The organism is uncultured Psychroserpens sp. (genome assembly GCF_947494225.1).
Classification (GTDB): Bacteria; Bacteroidota; Bacteroidia; order Flavobacteriales; family Flavobacteriaceae; genus Psychroserpens.
The window spans coordinates 79,655-98,660 of the sequence record NZ_CANLUG010000001.1; the positions used below are offsets into that span (position 1 = coordinate 79,655).

Consider the following 19,006-nt stretch of genomic DNA (forward strand, 5'->3'; position numbering starts at 1 on the left):
TTATGAACCAACAAAAATCATATCGATCATCTTTTATTTTACTAACGACACTATTTTTCCTTTGGGGATTTATAACGGTATTAGTAGATTCTTTAATTCCACGTTTAAGAGAACTATTTACACTTACGTATTTCCAGGCAGGAATGGTTCAATTCGCTTTCTTTGGCGCTTACTTTTTGCTCTCAATACCTGCCAGTTATATCTTATCTAAAATTGGATATAAACGTGGTATTATATTGGGACTATTTACAATGGCTCTAGGTTGTTTGCTGTTTTATCCTGCTGCTTCCTACCGAACGTTTGGAGTCTTTATGTTGGCATACTTTATTTTAGCTGGAGGAATGACAATTCTTCAAGTGGCAGCAAATCCTTATGTTGCGGTTTTAGGTTCAGAAAAAGGAGCATCAAGTCGTTTAAATTTATCACAGGCCTTTAATTCTCTAGGAACAGCGATTGCTCCCGCAATTGGAGCCTTATTTATTTTGAGTGATACAATAAAAACAAAAGACGAAATTGCAGCATTAACAGAAACTGCAAAAGAAACCTACTTAGCTAGCGAGGCTTCGGCCGTTCAAAAACCATTTCTCGGACTCGCCTTGTTTATCATTTTTATAGCTGGTATTTTCTTTTTTGCGAAACTCCCCAAACTAATAAGTGAAACATCCTCTGGAACTTATGCAGATGCCTTTAAAAACAAAAACCTCATGTTAGGCGTACTTGGTATTTTCTTTTATGTTGGTGCAGAAGTAGCAATAGGTAGTTACCTCGTGAACTATTTTTTAGATATGAATTTGATTGAAGTCATTAAAGAAAATAGTGTAATGAAATCTATAGCTGAAGGCATCTTAAACTCTGGACTAACAGATAACGACAATAAAGCTATTGTCGGTGTATTTGTTACGTTTTACTGGTCTGGCGCAATGATTGGACGCTTTGTAGGTTCCTATCTCACAAAAATTATGAAACCAGGAAAAGTTCTAGGTGTTTTTGCTACGTTGGCCATAGTCCTTATTCTCATTTCAATAAGCACCACGGGATTAGTAAGTATGTGGAGTATTTTAGCTGTTGGGCTGTTTAACTCTATCATGTTTCCAACCATTTTTACGCTAGCCATTGATGGTATTGGTGCACTTAAACCTAAAGGCTCTGGATTACTTTGTACAGCTATTGTTGGAGGCGCATTAATTCCTCCCTTATATGGTTATTTAACTGATGAAATAGGCTTTAAGTACGCCTTGTTCTTTATCATAATTTGCTATACCTATATCTTATGGTATGGTTATAAAAATTCTAAAAAAATAGTCTCATGAAACGAAGAAACTTTATTAAAAATGCGTCATTAACAGGTGTTGGACTCGCAGTAGGAAATACTTTAATAGGTTGTGTCGAAAAAACTTCGGAAGATAAAAAAACAGTTGCAGCTGCAACAACAGACGGTTCTAACGGTTCATTACCGTTAGTTATTGCAACATGGCATGTTATTGATGCCACAACAAAAGCAATGGAAGTCCTAGAAGCCGGAGGTACTGCTCTAGATGCTGTTGAACAAGGTTGTCGGGTTGAAGAGGCGAATGAAAAAGGACAATCTGTTGGAAAAGGAGGCTTACCCGATCGTGATGGTAATGTCACTTTAGATGCATGTATTATGGATAAACATGGAAATTGTGGTTCTGTAGTATATCTCAAAGACATTACACATGCGGTTTCTGTGGCTAGGAAGGTTATGGAAGACACACCACATGTTATGCTTGCGGGAGAAGGCGCTAAGCAGTTTGCCCTGTCTAAAGGTTTTGAAGCTGAAGATCTACTAACAGATGCTTCAAAAAAGGCATGGGAAGAATGGAAAGTAAAAAGCGAATACAAACCAATTATCAATATCGAAAACCACGATACTATTGGCATGTTGGCCATAGACAAAAATGGTGACATTTCTGGTGCTTGTACCACTAGCGGACTTGCTTATAAATTAGGTGGACGTGTTGGTGATTCTCCAATTATTGGCTCTGGTTTATTTGTAGACAATGAAATTGGTGCTTGTGTTGCTACAGGCTTAGGTGAAGAAGTCGTGAAAACTGTTGGAAGTTTTTTAGTTGTAGAACTTATGAGACAAGGAAAGTCACCTCAAGAGGCTTGCGAAGAGGCTATAAGTAGGATTGTAAATAAACCTAATAGCAATTATAAAAATTTCCAGGTCGGATATATTGCTGTAAATAAAAAAGGAGAAACAGGAAGTTATTCAATACATCAATGGTTTAGCATGACTAAATTTCAAGATGGCGTGAATGAACAAATCCAATCTGACTATTTTAACAAGGCTTAAAACCACTTAACAGCTAAGTTGGCTATTTTTTCCTTCAATGTATTATAAGGCGGAAATAGTAAGTACAAAGGCCCTGCGGTATGTCTTTTTAAGACAGAACGTGCATTAGAAAATTCTTGAAAACCAAAAAAACCATGGGCTTTTCCAATACCACTATTATTAGAACCACCGAAAGGTAAATAATGGTTAGAATACTGGAGTGCATTACTATTAACACATGTGCTACCTGCTCTGGTGTTTTTAATTATTGTATTAATGAACTTTCGATTTTTAGCATAAATATATAATGCCAAGGGTTTTTCTTTTGAATTGATATAATTGATAACCTCTTCGGTTGATTTATATGTTTTTATGGGAAGTACTGGTCCAAAGATCTCATCCTGTAGCAACTGTGCTCCCTCATCTACATTAGACACTAGCGTTGGTGCAATATAATTTGTATTTTCATCATAATCACCACCCAGTTCAATTGTAGCATTAAACGATTTAGCATTTTCAATACTTGCAACAAGACGGTCAAAATGTTTCTTATTGACAATACGACTAAATGATTCTGATGATTTTGGGTTTTCTGAATAATAAGCTAGTGCCTTAGCCTTAAAGGCATTTATAAATTCATCTTTAATTGATTCATGAACCATTACATAATCAGGAGCGATACAAGTTTGTCCGTTATTGAGAAACTTTCCCCATACGATATTCTTAATCGCTGCATTGATATTTGTAGATTCATGAATAATAGTAGGCGATTTCCCTCCTAACTCCAAAGTTACTGACGATAAATGTTTTGAAGCAGCCGACATTACAATCTTTCCAACGGCTGGAGATCCAGTAAAGAATATATGATTAAAAGGCAATTTTAAAAGATCCTGAGCAACATCTACCTCACCTTCAATAAGCGCTACTTCACTTTCCCAGAAGATACTCTCAACAATCTCGCGCATTACTGCAGATGTGTTTGGAGTCATCTCAGAAGGTTTTAAAATAACTGTATTGCCAGCCGCAATGGCAGATACCAATGGGCCAAAGGTTAAGGTTACTGGATAGTTCCAAGGTGATATTATTAAACATACACCTTTTGGCTCATAAGTAATATAAGAAGAGGTCCCTAATAAGGTTAATGGTGTATCTACGCGCTGTTTCTTTAACCACGACTTTAAGTTTGAACACGCATACTTTATTTCTTTAATTACTAAATAAATCTCTGTAAGGTCAACTTCAGTTTGTGGTTTTTTAAAATCCTTAAACATAGCATCTCTTAAGTCTTGCCTGTAGGTTTTTTCAATAGCACGCTTTAATGCTTTAAGTTTTCTAATGCGCTCCTTATAATTGGTATTTCCTAATGTAAATTGATGAGCTTTTTGTTTGTTAAACAACTCAAAGTACCTGTTATCTGAATAATCTGTCATTTAATCCTAAACGTTTTTATTGGGCTGCGAGCCGTTTTTGTGCATTTCGTCGATGTTTTTTACGAACGGTTTCATCTTAACTAAAAATCAACCGTTTTATCTAAAATATTCATAATCACTACATTTCTTGTGTTTCTTTGACCTGAGTTTAAAATTAAAAACCCTCGACGATTATGAAAAAAGTATTAACCATATTAGCCTTTACAATGTTACCTCTACTTTCTGTAGGTCAGGATACTAATGTAGATATCAAAAATAATGATACTGTTGAAACTGTGATCGAAAATAAAGGTAAAACTCAAGAAATAAAAAAAGAGACAAGAGCTGCTTCTGCAGTTAAAGCTCAACTATTAAAAATAAACAGAAAGAAAAGTTCAGATATAATTAGTATAAAAGCATATAGAAAAAGTTTACAGATTAAAGTAAAAACTGTAAAACTTTGCTAATTCGTTTTAAAGACATTTAAAAAATCCGAAACTAACGTTTCGGATTTTTTTGTTTTCATATCTAAATATATCCTTTCTAAGCGAAGTTTAATTCTCCTTTAGCCTCTTGTTCTTTAAACTTTTTAACCAAGTCTAAGGCATCTGGAATAACATCACTACATAAAATAATTAAAGACCCCTTAACAGCATTTTTTACAGCATATGTAATCGCTTCTTTTTCTGAAGGAATAATCATCGTTTTCTTATTAGGATCTTTCATTTTAATTCCATCATCAAGCATCTTTATAAGTTCTTCTTCAGTTTTTCCCCTTAAACGTTTATCCTGACGGATTATAATTTCGTCAAACATTTCAGCAGCAATAGCTCCCATTTCGTTATTATCTTCAACACGTCTATCACCAATACCGGCAATAATACCCACTTTTACAGTGGCCTCTAATTCGTCTGTAAACTTTTGAAGTGCTCTCATTCCTGCTGGGTTATGAGCATAATCTAACAGAATCGTGAAATTATTAAACTTAAATAAGTTAAGACGTCCAGGTGTTTGTGAAGCCGAAGGAATAAAAGTTTCTAAGGCTGCTTTCATATCTTCTATACTAATGCCTTGTACATGGGCTGCTAGAACAGCCGCTAAGACATTTTGTATCATAAATTTTGCTTTACCACCATAGGTTAAAGGAATGTGCTCGGCTTTCATTAAACGCATCTTCCATTCGCCTCTACAAATAGTTACAAAGCCATTTTCATAAACGGCTGTAATACCATTAAGACGTTGTAATGCTTTTACTCTTGGGTTATTTTCATCCATTGAAAACAAAGCAACATTACAATCCACATTACGACGCATATCATAGACTAAATCATCATCGGCATTTAAGATGGCATAACCATCTGGTAATACGGTTTCAGGAACAACAGCTTTTACCTTAGCTAATTGTTCTATCGTATGAATTCCTTTTAAGCCTAAATGATCTGCCGCAACGTTAGTTACCACGGCTACATCACATTTTTTAAATCCTAATCCAGCTCGTAATAATCCGCCTCTAGCGCATTCTAAAACAGCAAAGTTAACGGTAGGATCTTTGAGAACAAATTCGGCACTTGCTGGTCCAGTACAATCTCCTGTCATTAACAACCTGTTTTGAATATAAACACCATCACTTGTTGTATAACCTACGCGATACCCTTTCATTTTTGCAATATGCGCAATTAGGCGTGTTGTGGTTGTTTTTCCATTTGTTCCAGACGTTGCAATAATAGGGATACGACCAGTATCTCCTTTCTGAGGAAATAGTTTGTCAATTACTGGAGCCGCAACATTTCGAGGTAACCCAGTGGTTGGTGCTAAATGCATTCTAAAACCAGGTCCTGCATTCACTTCAAGAACAGCTCCACCAGTTTCAGATAAAGGTTTTGAAATATCTGTTGTCATGATATCGATACCGCAAATATCTAAATCTATGATTTTAGAAATACGCTCTGCCATTGATACATTTGCAGGATGCACAATATCAGTTACATCTTCTGCCGTTCCTCCTGTACTTAGATTTGCCGTGTCTTTTAGAATAAGTCGTTCGCCTTCAGCAATAACCGAATCTAATGTATAACCAGCATCTTTAATAAGTTTTCGTGTAAGCTCGTTCGTAGTAATTTGTGTTAATACTTTTTCATGACCATAACCACGTCGTGGATCACTATTTACCTCATCGATAAGTTCTTGAACTGTAGATTTTCCATTACCCACAACATGGGCAGGTGTTCTAATTGCGGCCGCAACAAGTTTATTATTAATAACCAGTAGCCTATAATCTTCTCCAATAATGAATTTTTCAATAATAATAGCACCACTTTTAGAACTGTCTTTTGCGTGTCTAAAAGCAACCAATGCATCATCATAGTTTTGAATATCGACTGTTATCCCTCGTCCATGGTTTCCATCTATTGGTTTAATTACCAAAGGATAGCCAACATATCGACAAGCCTCCTCTAAACTACGTTCGCGTCGAATAATATCTCCACGAGGCACTTCCACTTCGGCTTGTTCCAACAAGTATTTTGTATCTTCTTTATCACAGGCTAGTTCAACGCCTATACTGCTTGTTTCACTCGTTACAGTGGCCTGAATTCGCTTTTGGTTAGCGCCATATCCTAGTTGACATAAAGAGTATTTGTTTAATCTAATCCATGGAATTCCTCTAGCTTCTGCTTCCTCTACAATAGAACCAGTACTTGGTCCAAGGCGGTCGGCTTCACGCAATTCGCGCATCTCTTGAATATCATCAGACAAATCATATGCTTCTCCACTTATTAAGGCTTCACATATTCTCACAGAAGCCTTTGCTGCATAGCGTCCTACAGACTCCTCCATATACGCAAAAACAACATTGTAGACTCCTTCCTCGCCATAACCCCTTGTTCTTCCAAAGCCTACATCCATACCAGCTAATGTCTGGATTTCTAGAGCAATATGTTCTATAATATGCCCCATCCATGTGCCTTCTTCTACACGTTGAAAAAATCCTCCAGGTTCTCCAACAGAACAACGATGCTCATACATGCCAGGAAACATAGCTTTAAGACGATCATAAAAACCATCAACTTTATTGGAAGGTAATTCTTCCATTTCTTGAAGGTCTAAAACCATTACAATTAATTTATGTCGTCTAATTGACCAATAGTTTGGTCCTCGCATTGCATTTATACTACGTATATCCATTTGGTTGATTTTTTAAGTGAAAGATTATAAATATAACATTTTTCAATAAAAAAATTAGTTTATTTTTGCCCAATATTCAATATACAGGAAGATTTTTATGCAGAAGATAAAAGGGACACTTATTCCTATAGGAGGAAACGAAGACAAAGGTCTGGAACACAACGAAATGTACACGCTAGAATTCATTGACGAAGGTATATTATACCATGTTGTGAGAGAGTCTGGTGGTGTAAACTCAAAAATTGTTGTTATACCTACAGCGTCCAGTATTCCTGAAGAAGTTGGCGATAATTATTTATCGGCCTTTGAAACCTTAGGTTGCAAAAATGTAAGTGTTTTGGATATTAGAAGTAAAGAAGACTCTGAAAAGCAAGAATCTATTGATCTTATAAAATCTGCAGATTGCGTTATGTTTTCAGGAGGTAATCAATCTAAAATTACCGATAAAATTGGAGGCACAATTATTCACGACATCCTTTTAGAACGTTATAAAAATGAAGAAGGCTTTGTAATCGCAGGAACGAGTGCTGGTGCAATGGCTATGTCCAATGAAATGATTGCAGGTGGTAGTGCTTCTGAGGCTTTTGTAAAAGGCGCCGTTAACATGTATCAAGGCTTAAGTTTAATTCCTAGTTTAATTATTGATACACACTTTATTAAACGTGGACGTTTTGGAAGACAAAGTGAAGCGATTGCTAAATTTCCCAATTTGGTTGGTTTAGGATTGGCAGAAGACACTGGTCTTATCATTAAAAATGGAAATGATTGTACTATTATTGGCTCTGGAATGGTGATTGTTTTTGATGGGAGCCAGCTTACACATAACAATGAAAAAGTTTTGCAAGAAGGTACTCCAATGACCATGGCTAATCTTACTGTTCATGTATTATCTAATGGCGATCAATATGACATTACAAACCGAAAGGTAACGGTTCTTCCTATTGAAGCTCCTTTTATCTAGTTTTTTTGACATAGCCACCAAATTCTTTTAGCTTTAAACCTATGAAGACTAGGTTTTACTTCGGAATCCTATTTCTCTTACTTCAGGTGGGAGCTGTTGTTCATGCTCGTTTCATACCTGAACGTTTTTTCTGCTGGGCACCTTACGATAGCCATACGAAATTTGAAACCTTTGTTACCATTAACGGAAAGACCCTTTCACAACAAGAAGCGGAAGCTCGCTATAAGTATAAAATGAAAGGTTGGGAACAACGCTCAATTGACAATATATTTTCTCTTATTTCTCAATATGAAGATACCTATGGCAAAACAGATAATGCCCAAGTTATTGTAAAATACTCAACGAACGGCCACGAAGAGCAGGAATGGATATATAAACGATGACCTACTTAAAAACGTTCATATTAAGACTATTTCAGTTTGAAGGCACTAAAATGCATTCTAACGTATTACTCATGTGTAAACTACTGCTGCTATTATTAATTGCGCATCACATGTTTTTTAAAATATCTGATCCGTTTATTCCTTTTATACCAGGATTAGATATGTTCAATACTTATCCTAACGTCTTTAATTATTCATTAAAAATCATATTTGGCCTTAGCGCATTTGCATTGTTATTCAATATTAAAGTTAGAACAGCTAGCCTCATTAATGGTTGTGTCATTATTTTAAGCATTTTAGCCTCAAAACCTCTTTTTTTTAACCATAACTTTATTTGTGCTTGTGCATTAATTTTAGCCGGGCTAAGTAACGACAAGGATCCTCCATATCTTTTTGTGCTTCAATTGAGCTTAGTCTATTTTGGCGCTTCAATAAATAAATTTCTTGAACCAGATTGGTGGTCTGGTGCTTTTATGGATAACTGGTTAGGAACAGCAAGAGAAAACCCTCCATATTTATACATGTCTCAACTCTTTCCAAAAATGATATTGGCAAAACTATTGTCTTATATTGCCATGTTTACGGAGTTTTCTATAGCCATTTTTATACTTTTCAAAAAAACGCGAAGATTAACAGTTTGGTTTATCATTGTGTTTCACACCACCTTATTCACTTTAACCTCTTTTAGATTTGGTCATTTCCTAGAATCATTGGTAATCACATTATTGGCTTTTAATAGTATTACAAAAGCGCAATTAAATATTGTGTATAGACAAAAAAGCGCAAACGTCTTAAAGCAGTTTTTTAGGGTTTTGGATATGGACAAAAAACAAACGTGGGCGCCAAATAATGAAGGGCAGCACTTTTGGCTACAATTAAAACATAAAGATCAGGTTCTTTTTAATCACAAGGCATTAAAGTTTGTATTATTGAATACGCCAAACTTCTTTATGCTTCTATTTGCGATTGATGTTATTCTTTATATCCTATTATATAATCATAGAACAACTTTGTTCGTTTTGAACGCTATTTTTGTTTGGATAATGATTGTTTACTTTTTACCTATCAACTGGTCTAAATTATTCAAAAAGACCCCTACTTATAAATTGCAATAAGTTCGTCGCCTTTTGATGTCTTACAGGCACGATACATCCCTTCAGTATTAAAAGGCATGGCAATGTTTCCTTCGGTATCTACAGCAATTAAACCTCCATCACCTTTAATATCAAGAACACGTTTATTTATAACTTCTTCCGATGCTTCTTGCAAACTCAATCCTTTGTGTTCCATTAAGCATGATACATCATAAGCCACAACACCTCGAATAAAGAACTCGCCACTTCCAGTACATGATACTGCGCAGGTTTTATTGTTAGCATAATTACCAGCACCAATCATTGGGCTATCACCAACGCGCCCCCATTTTTTATTGGTCATGCCTCCTGTAGATGTTGCTGCTGCGATATTTCCATCTTGATCGCAAGCTACGGCTCCAACCGTTCCAAACTTTCCATCCTTTTTTACACTATGATCTAGTTGAAAGTTCTCACTATCTTTTATCCCTTGCCATTGTTGGTAACGTACCTCATCATAAAAATAGCTAGCCTCTTCAAGGTCGTAGTTATGCTGCTTCGCAAAAGCCATAGCACCTTCACCTGCTAAAAACACATGGTAGCTTTTATCCATAACATCACGTGCCAAGGACACGGGGTTTTTAATACCAGTTACTAAAGACACAGCTCCAGCGTTTAAGGTTTTTCCTTCCATGATACTCGCATCCATTTCATGCGTTCCTTCTGCGGTAAAAACCGAACCTTTTCCAGCATTAAACAATGGTGAATCTTCTAATGACTTTACGGCAATTTCAACCGCATCAATGGCATTGCCACCATCATTTAAAACAGTGTACCCTTTGTTTAGAGCCACTTGTAATGCTTCTTTATACTGCAACTCCAATTCTTGAGTCATTAGTCCTTTTACTAATGTTCCTGCACCTCCATGAATGGCTATTGAGAAATTTTTCATTGTAATATTTTTTACTGCGGAAAATTACAAATTGTAGTTTAATTTGTTCCATATAAACGCATAAGTTTTTGTAGCTTTATAAACTTCAAAAAAAGCTCAATATCATTTTTTGTTTAGGTCAACTTATACGTAAAATGATGATTTTTTTAGAATATGTGAAAAAATAAAAATTAAACATAGCCATAGCTACTTTTCTTTTTTATTTTGAGGCAGAAATGAAAAAAGAGCGTTTTACGAAGTTTACTTAAATAAAATATGATATAACATGTCAGATCAGAAACGTCTTTTTTTAGTTGATGCTTATGCCCTAATTTTTCGTGGGTATTACGCTTTCATAAAAAATCCAAGAATTAACTCAAAAGGTGAAGACACCTCGGCCATAATGGGCTTTATGAATTCCTTATTGGATGTAATTAAACGTGAACGACCTGATCACCTAGCTGTTTGCTTTGACAAAGGAGGAAGTGCAGACCGTATAGAAATGTACGAGGCCTATAAAGCCAATCGTGATGAAACACCAGAAGGCATTAAAACAGCAGTTCCATATATCTACGAGATTCTTAAAGCCATGCATATTCCAATCATGGTGAAAGAAGGCTACGAAGCAGATGATGTTATTGGAACCCTATCAAGACAGGCTGAAAAAGAAGGTTATAAAACGTATATGGTGACGCCAGATAAGGATTTTGCACAGTTAGTAACCGAGAACATTTTTATGTACAGACCTGTTTTTGGAGGCGGTTATGAAACTTGGGGCATTCCTGAAGTGCAGAAAAAATTTGAAGTGACAGATCCTATGCAAGTGATTGACTTTTTAGGCATGATGGGAGATGCTAGTGACAATATCCCAGGACTTCCTGGCGTTGGTGAAAAAACAGCTAAGAAGTTTATCAATCAGTTTGGTAGTATGGAAGGCTTGCTCGCTAATACAGATCAGCTCAAAGGTAAAATGAAAGAAAAAGTTGAAGCTAATGGTGAATTGGGTTTATTATCAAAGAAACTAGCAACCATTATGCTCGACGTTCCAGTAGAATTCAATGCTAAGGATTTTGAACTGGACCATCCAGATATCGAAAAAGTAAAAGAGATATTTCAGAATTTAGAATTTAGAAGGTTAACTGATAATTTCCTAAAAACATTTTCTACGGAAGAAGAAACGTCAACTAAACCTAACTCTGTCACTTCGAGCGCAGTCGAGAAGTCTAAAGCAACACCAAAGCCTAAAACCTCTGCTAGTGCTGGAGCAGGGCAATTTTCTTTATTTGGAGGAGATGATACTAACAGCACCGAAGCGGTTTCAGAATACACAAGAAAAACATCTGCAACCACTGCACATTTTTATCAAAGTATTGCTCCTGGTATGGCAACAAAGCTGTTTGTTAAAAATTTGATGAATCAAACCGCTGTTTGCTTTGACACAGAAACAACTGGTCTTAACCCATTAACTGCAGAACTCGTTGGCATTGCATTTTCATGGGAAGTTGGAAAGGGCTTTTACATCCCTTTTCCGGAAGATAAAAACGAAGCTCAAGAACTCATAGAAATCTTACGTCCGTTTTTTGAAAATGAAGCTATTCAAAAAATTGGGCAAAATTTAAAATATGACATTAAAGTTTTAGCCAAATATGATGTTGATGTTAAAGGCAAACTCTTTGATACGATGTTAGCGCATTACCTCATCAATCCTGACATGCGACATAATATGGATGTATTGGCTGAAACTTATCTTAATTATACACCTATATCTATTACAGAGTTACTGGGAAAAAAAGGAAAAAACCAGTTATCAATGCGCGATGTTCCTTTAGAGAAGCAAACCGAATACGCCGTTGAAGATGCCGACATAACCCTACAGCTTAAAGAGCATTTTGAAAAAGAATTGGGCGAAGCCAATACCAAAACATTATTTGATGACATTGAGTTGCCTCTAGTTCGAGTTTTGGCAACCATGGAATTGGAAGGCATTAACCTAGATAAAGAATTCTTGAACTCCCTGTCTGAACAACTCAACACAGATATTGCTAATCTCGAAAAGAAAATTTATGAGGCCGCAGGTGAAGAATTCAATATTGCATCACCAAAACAATTAGGTGTGATTTTATTTGAAAAAATGAAATTGGTAGACAAACCTAAAAAGACAAAAACTGGACAATATTCTACGTCTGAAGATGTATTAAGTTACCTAGCGAAAGATCATGAGATTATTCAAAATATTCTAGACTTCAGAGGCTTATCAAAATTAAAAAGTACTTATGTCGATGCTTTACCGTTGCAGGTTGATGCGTCTACAGGTAGAGTGCATACCGATTATATGCAAACTGTTGCCGCTACAGGTCGCCTAAGTAGTAACAATCCGAATTTGCAAAACATTCCAATTCGTACTGAACGCGGGCGACAAGTGCGAAAGGCTTTTATTCCTAGAAATGAAGATTACACCTTACTTGCAGCCGATTACTCTCAGATAGAACTGCGTATTATTGCAGCGCTGAGCAAAGAAGAAACGATGATTGAAGCCTTTAAACAAGGCGAAGATATTCATGCTTCAACAGCCTCGAAAGTATTTAATGTTCCGCTTTCCGAAGTGACCAGAGAACAGCGTAGTAATGCTAAAACCGTGAATTTCGGAATTATCTATGGTGTATCTGCTTTCGGATTGAGCAATCAAACGAATCTCTCGCGTTCTGAATCTAAAGAGCTCATTGACACCTATTATCAAACCTATCCAAAATTACGTGCTTATATGAGTGAGCAGGTTGATTTTGCTAGAGATAACGGTTATGTACAAACGGTTTTAGGTCGTCGTCGTTATTTAAAAGATATCAACTCACGTAATGCAGTAGTTAGAGGTGCGGCAGAACGTAATGCCGTAAATGCTCCTATTCAAGGAAGTGCAGCCGATATTATTAAAATAGCGATGATTAATATTCATGAGAAACTTAGAGCTGGGGATTATAAATCGAAAATGCTACTTCAAGTGCATGATGAGCTCGTATTTGACGCCTATAAACCAGAGTTAGAATCGCTTAAAACACTCATTAAAACCGAAATGGAAAACGCTTACAAATTAGACGTTCCTCTAGATGTCGATATGGATATTGGAGATAATTGGTTGGAGGCGCATTAGAGATTTAATAAATTAAAGATTGAAATTAAAATAATGACAAAAAATAAATTTAAGTTTATTGACTTATTTGCAGGAATTGGTGGTTTCCATATAGCTATGCATGAAAATGGAGGAGAATGTGTTTTTGCTTCTGAAATAGATAAGTTTGCAAGACTAACTTATGAAGAAAATTTTAAAAACATTTCACCAGATATTTTTAAGAATGGAAATTTCAATATTGACATAACAGACTCAAATTTAAACTATGATTCAATCCCTGAGTTTGATATTTTATGTGGTGGATTTCCATGTCAACCATTCTCTCATGCTGGCTTAAAAAAAGGATTTAATGATACGCGAGGGACTTTGTTTTTTAACATTCAAGAAATTATACACTCAAAAATTAAAGCTAATAAAAAAGACAAAAAAGTTAAAATTCCCAAAGTAATTGTATTAGAAAATGTGAAAGGTTTTAAAAACCATGATAAAGGAAAAACCTATGAAACTATTGAGAGAGTTCTTAATAAAATGGGATATGAAGTAAACTCTGAAATACTTAATAGCAAACACTTTGGAGTACCGCAAAACAGAGAAAGAATTTTTATTGTAGCTTGGCATAAAAGACAAATAAAAGCGGAAAAATTTAAATTCCCTTATGGTTTAGATGAAGATGATAAGGTGATTTTTGATAAAACTAAACGAGAAGAACTATCTAAAGAAACAAAACTTGGAGACATCCTTTTAACTAATACGCAATTAAAAAAACTCGAATTGAAAGCCGATAAAAGTTATACCATTTCTGAAAAGCTTTGGACTGGTCATAAAAGAAGAAAAAGAGAACATGCAATTAAAGGTAATGGATTTGGGTACTCGTTATTTAATAAAAAGTCTAAATACACAAGTACTATTTCTGCCAGATATTATAAAGATGGAAGTGAAATTTTAATTGAGCAAAAAAATATAAAAGATAGAGATGATAGACCCAGAAAATTGCATCCTATAGAAGCAGCAAGGTTACAAGGATATCCTATAAATGATTGGTATAAAATACCTGTTTCAGATAATCAAGCTTATAAACAATTTGGAAATAGCGTATCAGTACCAGTTGTACAAACATTGGCTGGTGAAATTAAAAAACAACTATTATGAGTCTTAAGAATTTGAATAACATTGCTATCGAAACCCAAACTTCTTTTTTAAATTATAAAAAGGAGGAAATTGAGTTATCTGATAATTTCAAAAAACTATTTACACAAATCATAGAAAATGATGGAAAGCAGAAGGTAAGTTTTTCAAAACACACAACAGTAGTTTTTACTTCAAAAGAATTAACTATTACCTTTCCAAATCAATGGTACTATATCGCTTCTTACTTTGTAGATTATTTGTCAGCTCTTTTTGAATATAAGAATGTTTTTAATGAAATATTTAGAGGTATTGCCAATCCTAAAGAAGCTATAGCAGAAATTAAAAAGACTAATCATATCCCCCAAAATATTCAATCAATAATAAATAAATACTTTTCATTAGAACAGGACAAAGAATATTTTCAAAAATTTCTTTCTCATTATGATTGGTGGTATGGCAGTAAAACTATTGACAGAAATGATTATTTCGTTTCACCAATCTTGGAGTTAGCTAGCGTAGTTAATAATAGTCAATCATATATTGCAGATTTAGCATATCATCTAACTGTAAATCCAAATTTATCCAAATTATTAAATGAAAGTGAAATAAGCGAGATTAAACCTAAGCAATTCAGTAAAGAATCATTATTAATTAATACAGAAAAATATATTGAAGAGAAGTATACTGGCCGATTTGTATATAAGGTTCTAACTTTTTTTTACGATTACGATGAACTAAATAACATTACACCGTTTTTTTTCAAAAACAATCAATCAGAGTATACTTCAATCAAGGATAAAGAAATAAAATTAACATCAATATTTAAAACATCCGAAGGCATCTTGTCTAAAGATGAATTATCCTTTAATGATGGGAAAACTAGATTTTTTGAAGATGTTATTTTCCGATTAGAAGATGAAAATTATTATCTATCTACAGAATGGACATACGGAAAGGATAGTAGATTAGATTTGGATAATTTTAAAATTCTAATTGAAAATTATTATCCAGATTATTCAATTTATACTGAAAATGAAGTGCATTATTTATCTTCTAAAATTGAAGAAAAGAATGTAATTAATAAAGACAAATTTGATATTATCACATTTCAAAAAATTTGTGAAAATTCAGGATTAAACTACAAACCAAAATTTATCACCAGATATATTGCATCCTTAGCAACCAAACCATTTGTGCTATTAAGTGGTTTATCAGGCTCTGGTAAAACAAAATTAGCACAGGCATTCGCACGATGGATTACTGAGGACCAATCACAATATTGCATTGTACCAGTTGGAGCTGACTGGACAAATAGAGAGCCATTACTAGGATATGTTAATGCCTTAAATAATGATGAATACATTGTACCTGAAAATGGTGCTTTAAAGTTGTTAATTGAAGCGAATAAAGAAATCAATAAAAGCAAACCATATTTTTTAATTTTAGATGAAATGAACTTAAGTCATGTCGAGCGATACTTTGCAGATTTTTTAAGTATTATGGAATCTAAAGACCAACTCAAATTGCATAGCTCAAATGAAAAGATAAGTGGTGTGGATTCCAATCTAAATTGGCCAATTAACTTGTTTATTGTTGGTACCGTGAACGTCGACGAAACGACTTACATGTTTAGTCCTAAAGTGTTAGACAGAGCTAATGTAATTGAGTTTAGAGTCGACAAAGATGATATAGAAGAATTTTTAAAAGCACCCAAGAACATAGATTTTAGTTACCTTGACAGTAAAGGCACAGCAATGGGTGAAGATTTTATAACCATTGCTTCCAACAAAGATTTTACAACAATTAACCCAGCTAAATTAAACAAAAAATTAGTGCAGTTTTTTGAAGAATTGAAAAAAACAGGGGCAGAATTTGGTTATCGTTCGGCAAAAGAAATCCATAGATTATATAATCAGTTAACAGTATTGGACAATGAGATTCCAGAAGATACAAAAATAGACATTGCTATCATGCAAAAGCTATTACCAAAACTGCATGGTTCTAGACGGAAACTTTGCCCCATTCTAGAAGTGTTAGCTTCATTATGTGTTTCTGAGACTACTGACGCATCAAAAGTTTTTTTAAACAATAAAGAAACCCTCGTTTATAAAGATAATACTGCTGTTTTATACCCATTATCATTAGAGAAAATTACAAGAATGTATAAAGGAGCTATAGATAATGGTTTTGCCAGTTATGCAGAAGCTTAATTGATGGAAGAAAGACAGTCCATAGAAATTGATTTATCTCATGTAGAAGAAGGTTTATCTATATATATCGATGCAAGGCATAATGGAGATATAGAAGTCGATACAACTAATTTTTATGAGCACGAACCAACCTATCAATTAAAGGAAGGTTGTTTTTATGATTTTGAATTTTCTCATAAAAAAGAAAATATTGCTGAACGTTATCGGCTTATTTGTGTTGACCAAAAAAATATAGTTACAAACAGAAAACGAAAAGAGCACATTGGTGTGATTGCTCCAAATATATTCGTTGGTACTCTTACATTAGAGATTCTAAATATTGTTAATCCGGATAAAAAATGGGATTTACAATTAGAAGTACAGTCTAAAAAAACATCCTATAGAACAGATTATCAGTACATGCTAAACGATATTACGTCAAAATGTACAGATCTGATTATTCAAGCCAATTCACCTGTTAGCCATTCTTTTGAAACTGATTTTAACGTTGACAACAAAACCTTATACCAGCGCTTTGCTTTTGTTAGATCAATAATAAATTCTGAAGATTTTGAAGACGCTATTCAACGTATTGTTGCTAATCCAACAACTAATTGGACAGAAGAAGCAGAGTTGACTGATTCTAGAAAAATTAAACGATTTAAAAACTCAGAATTAAGGTTACTAATAAATTCGGATAATCGTATAAAGTTAAAAGAAACACATCCATTACAAAAAAAGGGGATTAAATCTATTGCTACAAAAATAGATTCTTATAGAAAATTTGAAAGTGTTGACACCTCTGAAAACCGTTTTATAAAACATGCCTTAGAAACGTTTTTAAAATTTTGTATGGATATTGCTAATCACCCAAAGGCAGGAACTAGACTTAAAGAAGAAGCAAACATAATTTCAGAAAAACTAGAAACTCATTTACAACATGATTTGTTTAAAGGAGTATCAAGGCCTACAACCTTAAAATTAAATAGCCCAACACTTCAAAAAAAAGAAGGCTATCGAGAGGTTTTAAAAGTGTGGTTGAAATTTGATTTAGCAGCGCAACTTGTTTGGAATGGCGGTGACGAAGTATATAGCGGAGGAAAAAAAGATATCGCAACCTTATATGAATATTGGTTGTTTTTTAAACTTTTAGATGTTTTAAAAGAAGTTTTTGATATTGAACCTAAACAACTAGAAAAGTTAATTGTATCATCAAATGACAAGTTAAGTTTACAGCTTAAACAAGGAAAGGTAATTGCATTGGCAGGGACCTATACTAAAGCTAATAGAGATTTAAATATCAGGTTTAATTACAACAGAAGTTTTAGAGGTGGAACACAGGATATTACTAAAAGAGGAAGCTGGACAACTACATTAAGACCAGATTACACGTTATCTATTTGGCCAGCAAGTCAAGAAGAAGTTCAAGCGGAAGCTAAAGAGCAAATTGTTCATATTCATTTTGACGCTAAATATAAAATAGCAAATATTAACCAAATATTAGGGGTTGAAAAAACTGATGATTCTTTAAATAAAGAGAAAAAGCAAAACCTAAAAGGTATATATAAAAATGCTGATTTATTAAAAATGCATGCCTATAAAGACGCCATTAGAAGAACAAGTGGTGCTTACATTTTATACCCTGGAGAAATTGATAAACCTCTTAGAGGCTTTCATGAGGTACTACCAGGTTTAGGTGCATTCCCAATAAAACCATTAGAAAACGCAAACGAGACTAGATATCTAAAAAACTTTATCAATGAGGTTTTGGATCATTTCTTAAACAGAACAACTCAACGAGAGAATATTTCAGCTAAGACATATCAAATTATAAAAGACAAACCTAATGATAGTTTACAAGAACCAATTCCTGAATATCTAGATGGAAAAAAAATTATTCCAGACGAAACTTATGTTTTAGTAGGTTTTTATAACAACCAAAAACAGTATGATTGGATTTCCAATAAAAGACTATATAATTTTAGAATGGGTTCAGGCAATGGTTCTCTCGTTTTGGATAAAGAAACCGTTTCCGCAAAATACCTATTATTACATACTCATAGAGAACAATCATCTGGTAATTTATGGAAAATTGTTAGTAAAGGTCCAAAGGTATATTCAAAAGAAAATTTAATAAAAAAGGGGTATACTAATCCTTCTCAAGATTATTATCTAGTTATCGAATTAGAGAAAGTAAATCTTTCTGAATTTGGAAAAAATAAATGGAACTTTAAAAAACTAAAAAATTATAATTTAGGAAATGCCTCAGCTAAGCCATTTACTACAACTTTAACTGAGTTGATACAACAAAAAGTAGTTCAATAAG

13 protein-coding genes are annotated in these 19,006 nt (G+C 34.1%); 10 read left to right on the top strand and 3 right to left on the bottom strand.

Annotated features, from left to right (window positions below; genetic code table 11):
• Positions 1-2: 2 nt before the first annotated feature.
• Both Q0893_RS00325 and Q0893_RS00330 read left to right on the top strand, forming a co-directional pair.
• Complete coding sequence (locus tag Q0893_RS00325) at positions 3-1,310, top strand: sugar MFS transporter (protein WP_299271781.1); 1,308 nt, start codon at positions 3-5, stop codon at positions 1,308-1,310.
• Positions 1,307-2,320, top strand: a complete 1,014-nt coding sequence (locus tag Q0893_RS00330) for an isoaspartyl peptidase/L-asparaginase family protein (RefSeq protein WP_299271783.1) — start codon at positions 1,307-1,309, stop codon at positions 2,318-2,320. The genes Q0893_RS00325 and Q0893_RS00330 overlap by 4 nt, the downstream gene beginning before the upstream one ends.
• Here Q0893_RS00330 and Q0893_RS00335 read toward each other — a convergent pair.
• Positions 2,317-3,729 carry an aldehyde dehydrogenase family protein gene (locus Q0893_RS00335; protein WP_299271785.1) on the bottom strand — a complete coding sequence of 471 codons (1,413 nt, stop codon included), beginning with the start codon at positions 3,727-3,729 and terminating at the stop codon, positions 2,317-2,319. The two genes, Q0893_RS00330 and Q0893_RS00335, sit on opposite strands and share 4 nt — an antisense overlap.
• Before the next feature lie 173 nt (positions 3,730-3,902).
• On the opposite strand from Q0893_RS00335, the gene Q0893_RS00340 reads away from it, so the two are divergent.
• A complete protein-coding gene (locus Q0893_RS00340; protein ID WP_298904407.1) occupies positions 3,903-4,175 on the top strand; it encodes a hypothetical protein in 273 nt (90 codons plus the stop codon).
• Positions 4,176-4,251: 76 nt separating this feature from the next.
• Here the strand turns inward: Q0893_RS00340 and cphA are convergent, their stop codons facing one another.
• Positions 4,252-6,891, bottom strand: a complete 2,640-nt coding sequence (cphA, locus tag Q0893_RS00345; protein ID WP_299271787.1) for a cyanophycin synthetase — start codon at positions 6,889-6,891, stop codon at positions 4,252-4,254.
• A 97-nt stretch (positions 6,892-6,988) separates the two neighbouring features.
• On the opposite strand from cphA, the gene Q0893_RS00350 reads away from it, so the two are divergent.
• From Q0893_RS00350 to Q0893_RS00360, 3 genes are read left to right on the top strand one after another with little or no spacing between them, the layout of a single operon-like run.
• Entirely contained in the window at positions 6,989-7,852 is an 864-nt protein-coding gene (locus Q0893_RS00350) for a cyanophycinase (RefSeq protein WP_299271788.1), read from the top strand.
• A gap of 41 nt (positions 7,853-7,893) precedes the next feature.
• Entirely contained in the window at positions 7,894-8,235 is a 342-nt protein-coding gene (locus Q0893_RS00355; protein ID WP_299271790.1) for a hypothetical protein, read from the top strand.
• Positions 8,232-9,350: an HTTM domain-containing protein gene (locus tag Q0893_RS00360; RefSeq protein WP_299271792.1), complete on the top strand. Its 1,119-nt coding sequence runs from the start codon at positions 8,232-8,234 to the stop codon at positions 9,348-9,350. The genes Q0893_RS00355 and Q0893_RS00360 overlap by 4 nt, the downstream gene beginning before the upstream one ends.
• On the opposite strand, the gene Q0893_RS00365 is transcribed toward Q0893_RS00360, so the two are convergent.
• The gene (locus Q0893_RS00365; RefSeq protein ID WP_299271794.1) at positions 9,331-10,260 is read right to left on the bottom strand and encodes an isoaspartyl peptidase/L-asparaginase family protein; all 930 of its coding nucleotides are present in this window, start codon (positions 10,258-10,260) and stop codon (positions 9,331-9,333) included. The two genes, Q0893_RS00360 and Q0893_RS00365, sit on opposite strands and share 20 nt — an antisense overlap.
• A 265-nt stretch (positions 10,261-10,525) precedes the next feature.
• Between Q0893_RS00365 and polA the strand changes: the two genes are divergently transcribed.
• From polA to Q0893_RS00385, 4 genes are read left to right on the top strand one after another with little or no spacing between them, the layout of a single operon-like run.
• Positions 10,526-13,384, top strand: a complete 2,859-nt coding sequence (gene polA / locus Q0893_RS00370; protein WP_299271796.1) for a DNA polymerase I — start codon at positions 10,526-10,528, stop codon at positions 13,382-13,384.
• 33 nt (positions 13,385-13,417) lie between these two features.
• Positions 13,418-14,512 carry a DNA cytosine methyltransferase gene (locus tag Q0893_RS00375; protein ID WP_299271798.1) on the top strand — a complete coding sequence of 365 codons (1,095 nt, stop codon included), beginning with the start codon at positions 13,418-13,420 and terminating at the stop codon, positions 14,510-14,512.
• Positions 14,509-16,701 carry an McrB family protein gene (locus Q0893_RS00380; RefSeq protein ID WP_299271801.1) on the top strand — a complete coding sequence of 731 codons (2,193 nt, stop codon included), beginning with the start codon at positions 14,509-14,511 and terminating at the stop codon, positions 16,699-16,701. The genes Q0893_RS00375 and Q0893_RS00380 overlap by 4 nt, the downstream gene beginning before the upstream one ends.
• Before the next feature lie 3 nt (positions 16,702-16,704).
• A complete protein-coding gene (locus tag Q0893_RS00385) occupies positions 16,705-19,005 on the top strand; it encodes a DUF2357 domain-containing protein (RefSeq protein WP_299271803.1) in 2,301 nt (766 codons plus the stop codon).
• Position 19,006 lies beyond the last annotated feature (1 nt).

Bases quoted from the DNA above. Each gene is read 5' to 3' on its own strand.
- Q0893_RS00325 (WP_299271781.1), top strand. From the start codon at position 3: ATGAACCAACAAAAATCATATCGATCATCTTTTATTTTACTAACGACA.
- Q0893_RS00330 (WP_299271783.1), top strand. From the start codon at position 1,307: ATGAAACGAAGAAACTTTATTAAAAATGCGTCATTAACAGGTGTTGGA.
- Q0893_RS00335 (WP_299271785.1), bottom strand. From the start codon at position 3,729: ATGACAGATTATTCAGATAACAGGTACTTTGAGTTGTTTAACAAACAA.
- Q0893_RS00340 (WP_298904407.1), top strand. From the start codon at position 3,903: ATGAAAAAAGTATTAACCATATTAGCCTTTACAATGTTACCTCTACTT.
- cphA (WP_299271787.1), bottom strand. From the start codon at position 6,891: ATGGATATACGTAGTATAAATGCAATGCGAGGACCAAACTATTGGTCA.
- Q0893_RS00350 (WP_299271788.1), top strand. From the start codon at position 6,989: ATGCAGAAGATAAAAGGGACACTTATTCCTATAGGAGGAAACGAAGAC.
- Q0893_RS00355 (WP_299271790.1), top strand. From the start codon at position 7,894: ATGAAGACTAGGTTTTACTTCGGAATCCTATTTCTCTTACTTCAGGTG.
- Q0893_RS00360 (WP_299271792.1), top strand. From the start codon at position 8,232: ATGACCTACTTAAAAACGTTCATATTAAGACTATTTCAGTTTGAAGGC.
- Q0893_RS00365 (WP_299271794.1), bottom strand. From the start codon at position 10,260: ATGAAAAATTTCTCAATAGCCATTCATGGAGGTGCAGGAACATTAGTA.
- polA (WP_299271796.1), top strand. From the start codon at position 10,526: ATGTCAGATCAGAAACGTCTTTTTTTAGTTGATGCTTATGCCCTAATT.
- Q0893_RS00375 (WP_299271798.1), top strand. From the start codon at position 13,418: ATGACAAAAAATAAATTTAAGTTTATTGACTTATTTGCAGGAATTGGT.
- Q0893_RS00380 (WP_299271801.1), top strand. From the start codon at position 14,509: ATGAGTCTTAAGAATTTGAATAACATTGCTATCGAAACCCAAACTTCT.
- Q0893_RS00385 (WP_299271803.1), top strand. From the start codon at position 16,705: ATGGAAGAAAGACAGTCCATAGAAATTGATTTATCTCATGTAGAAGAA.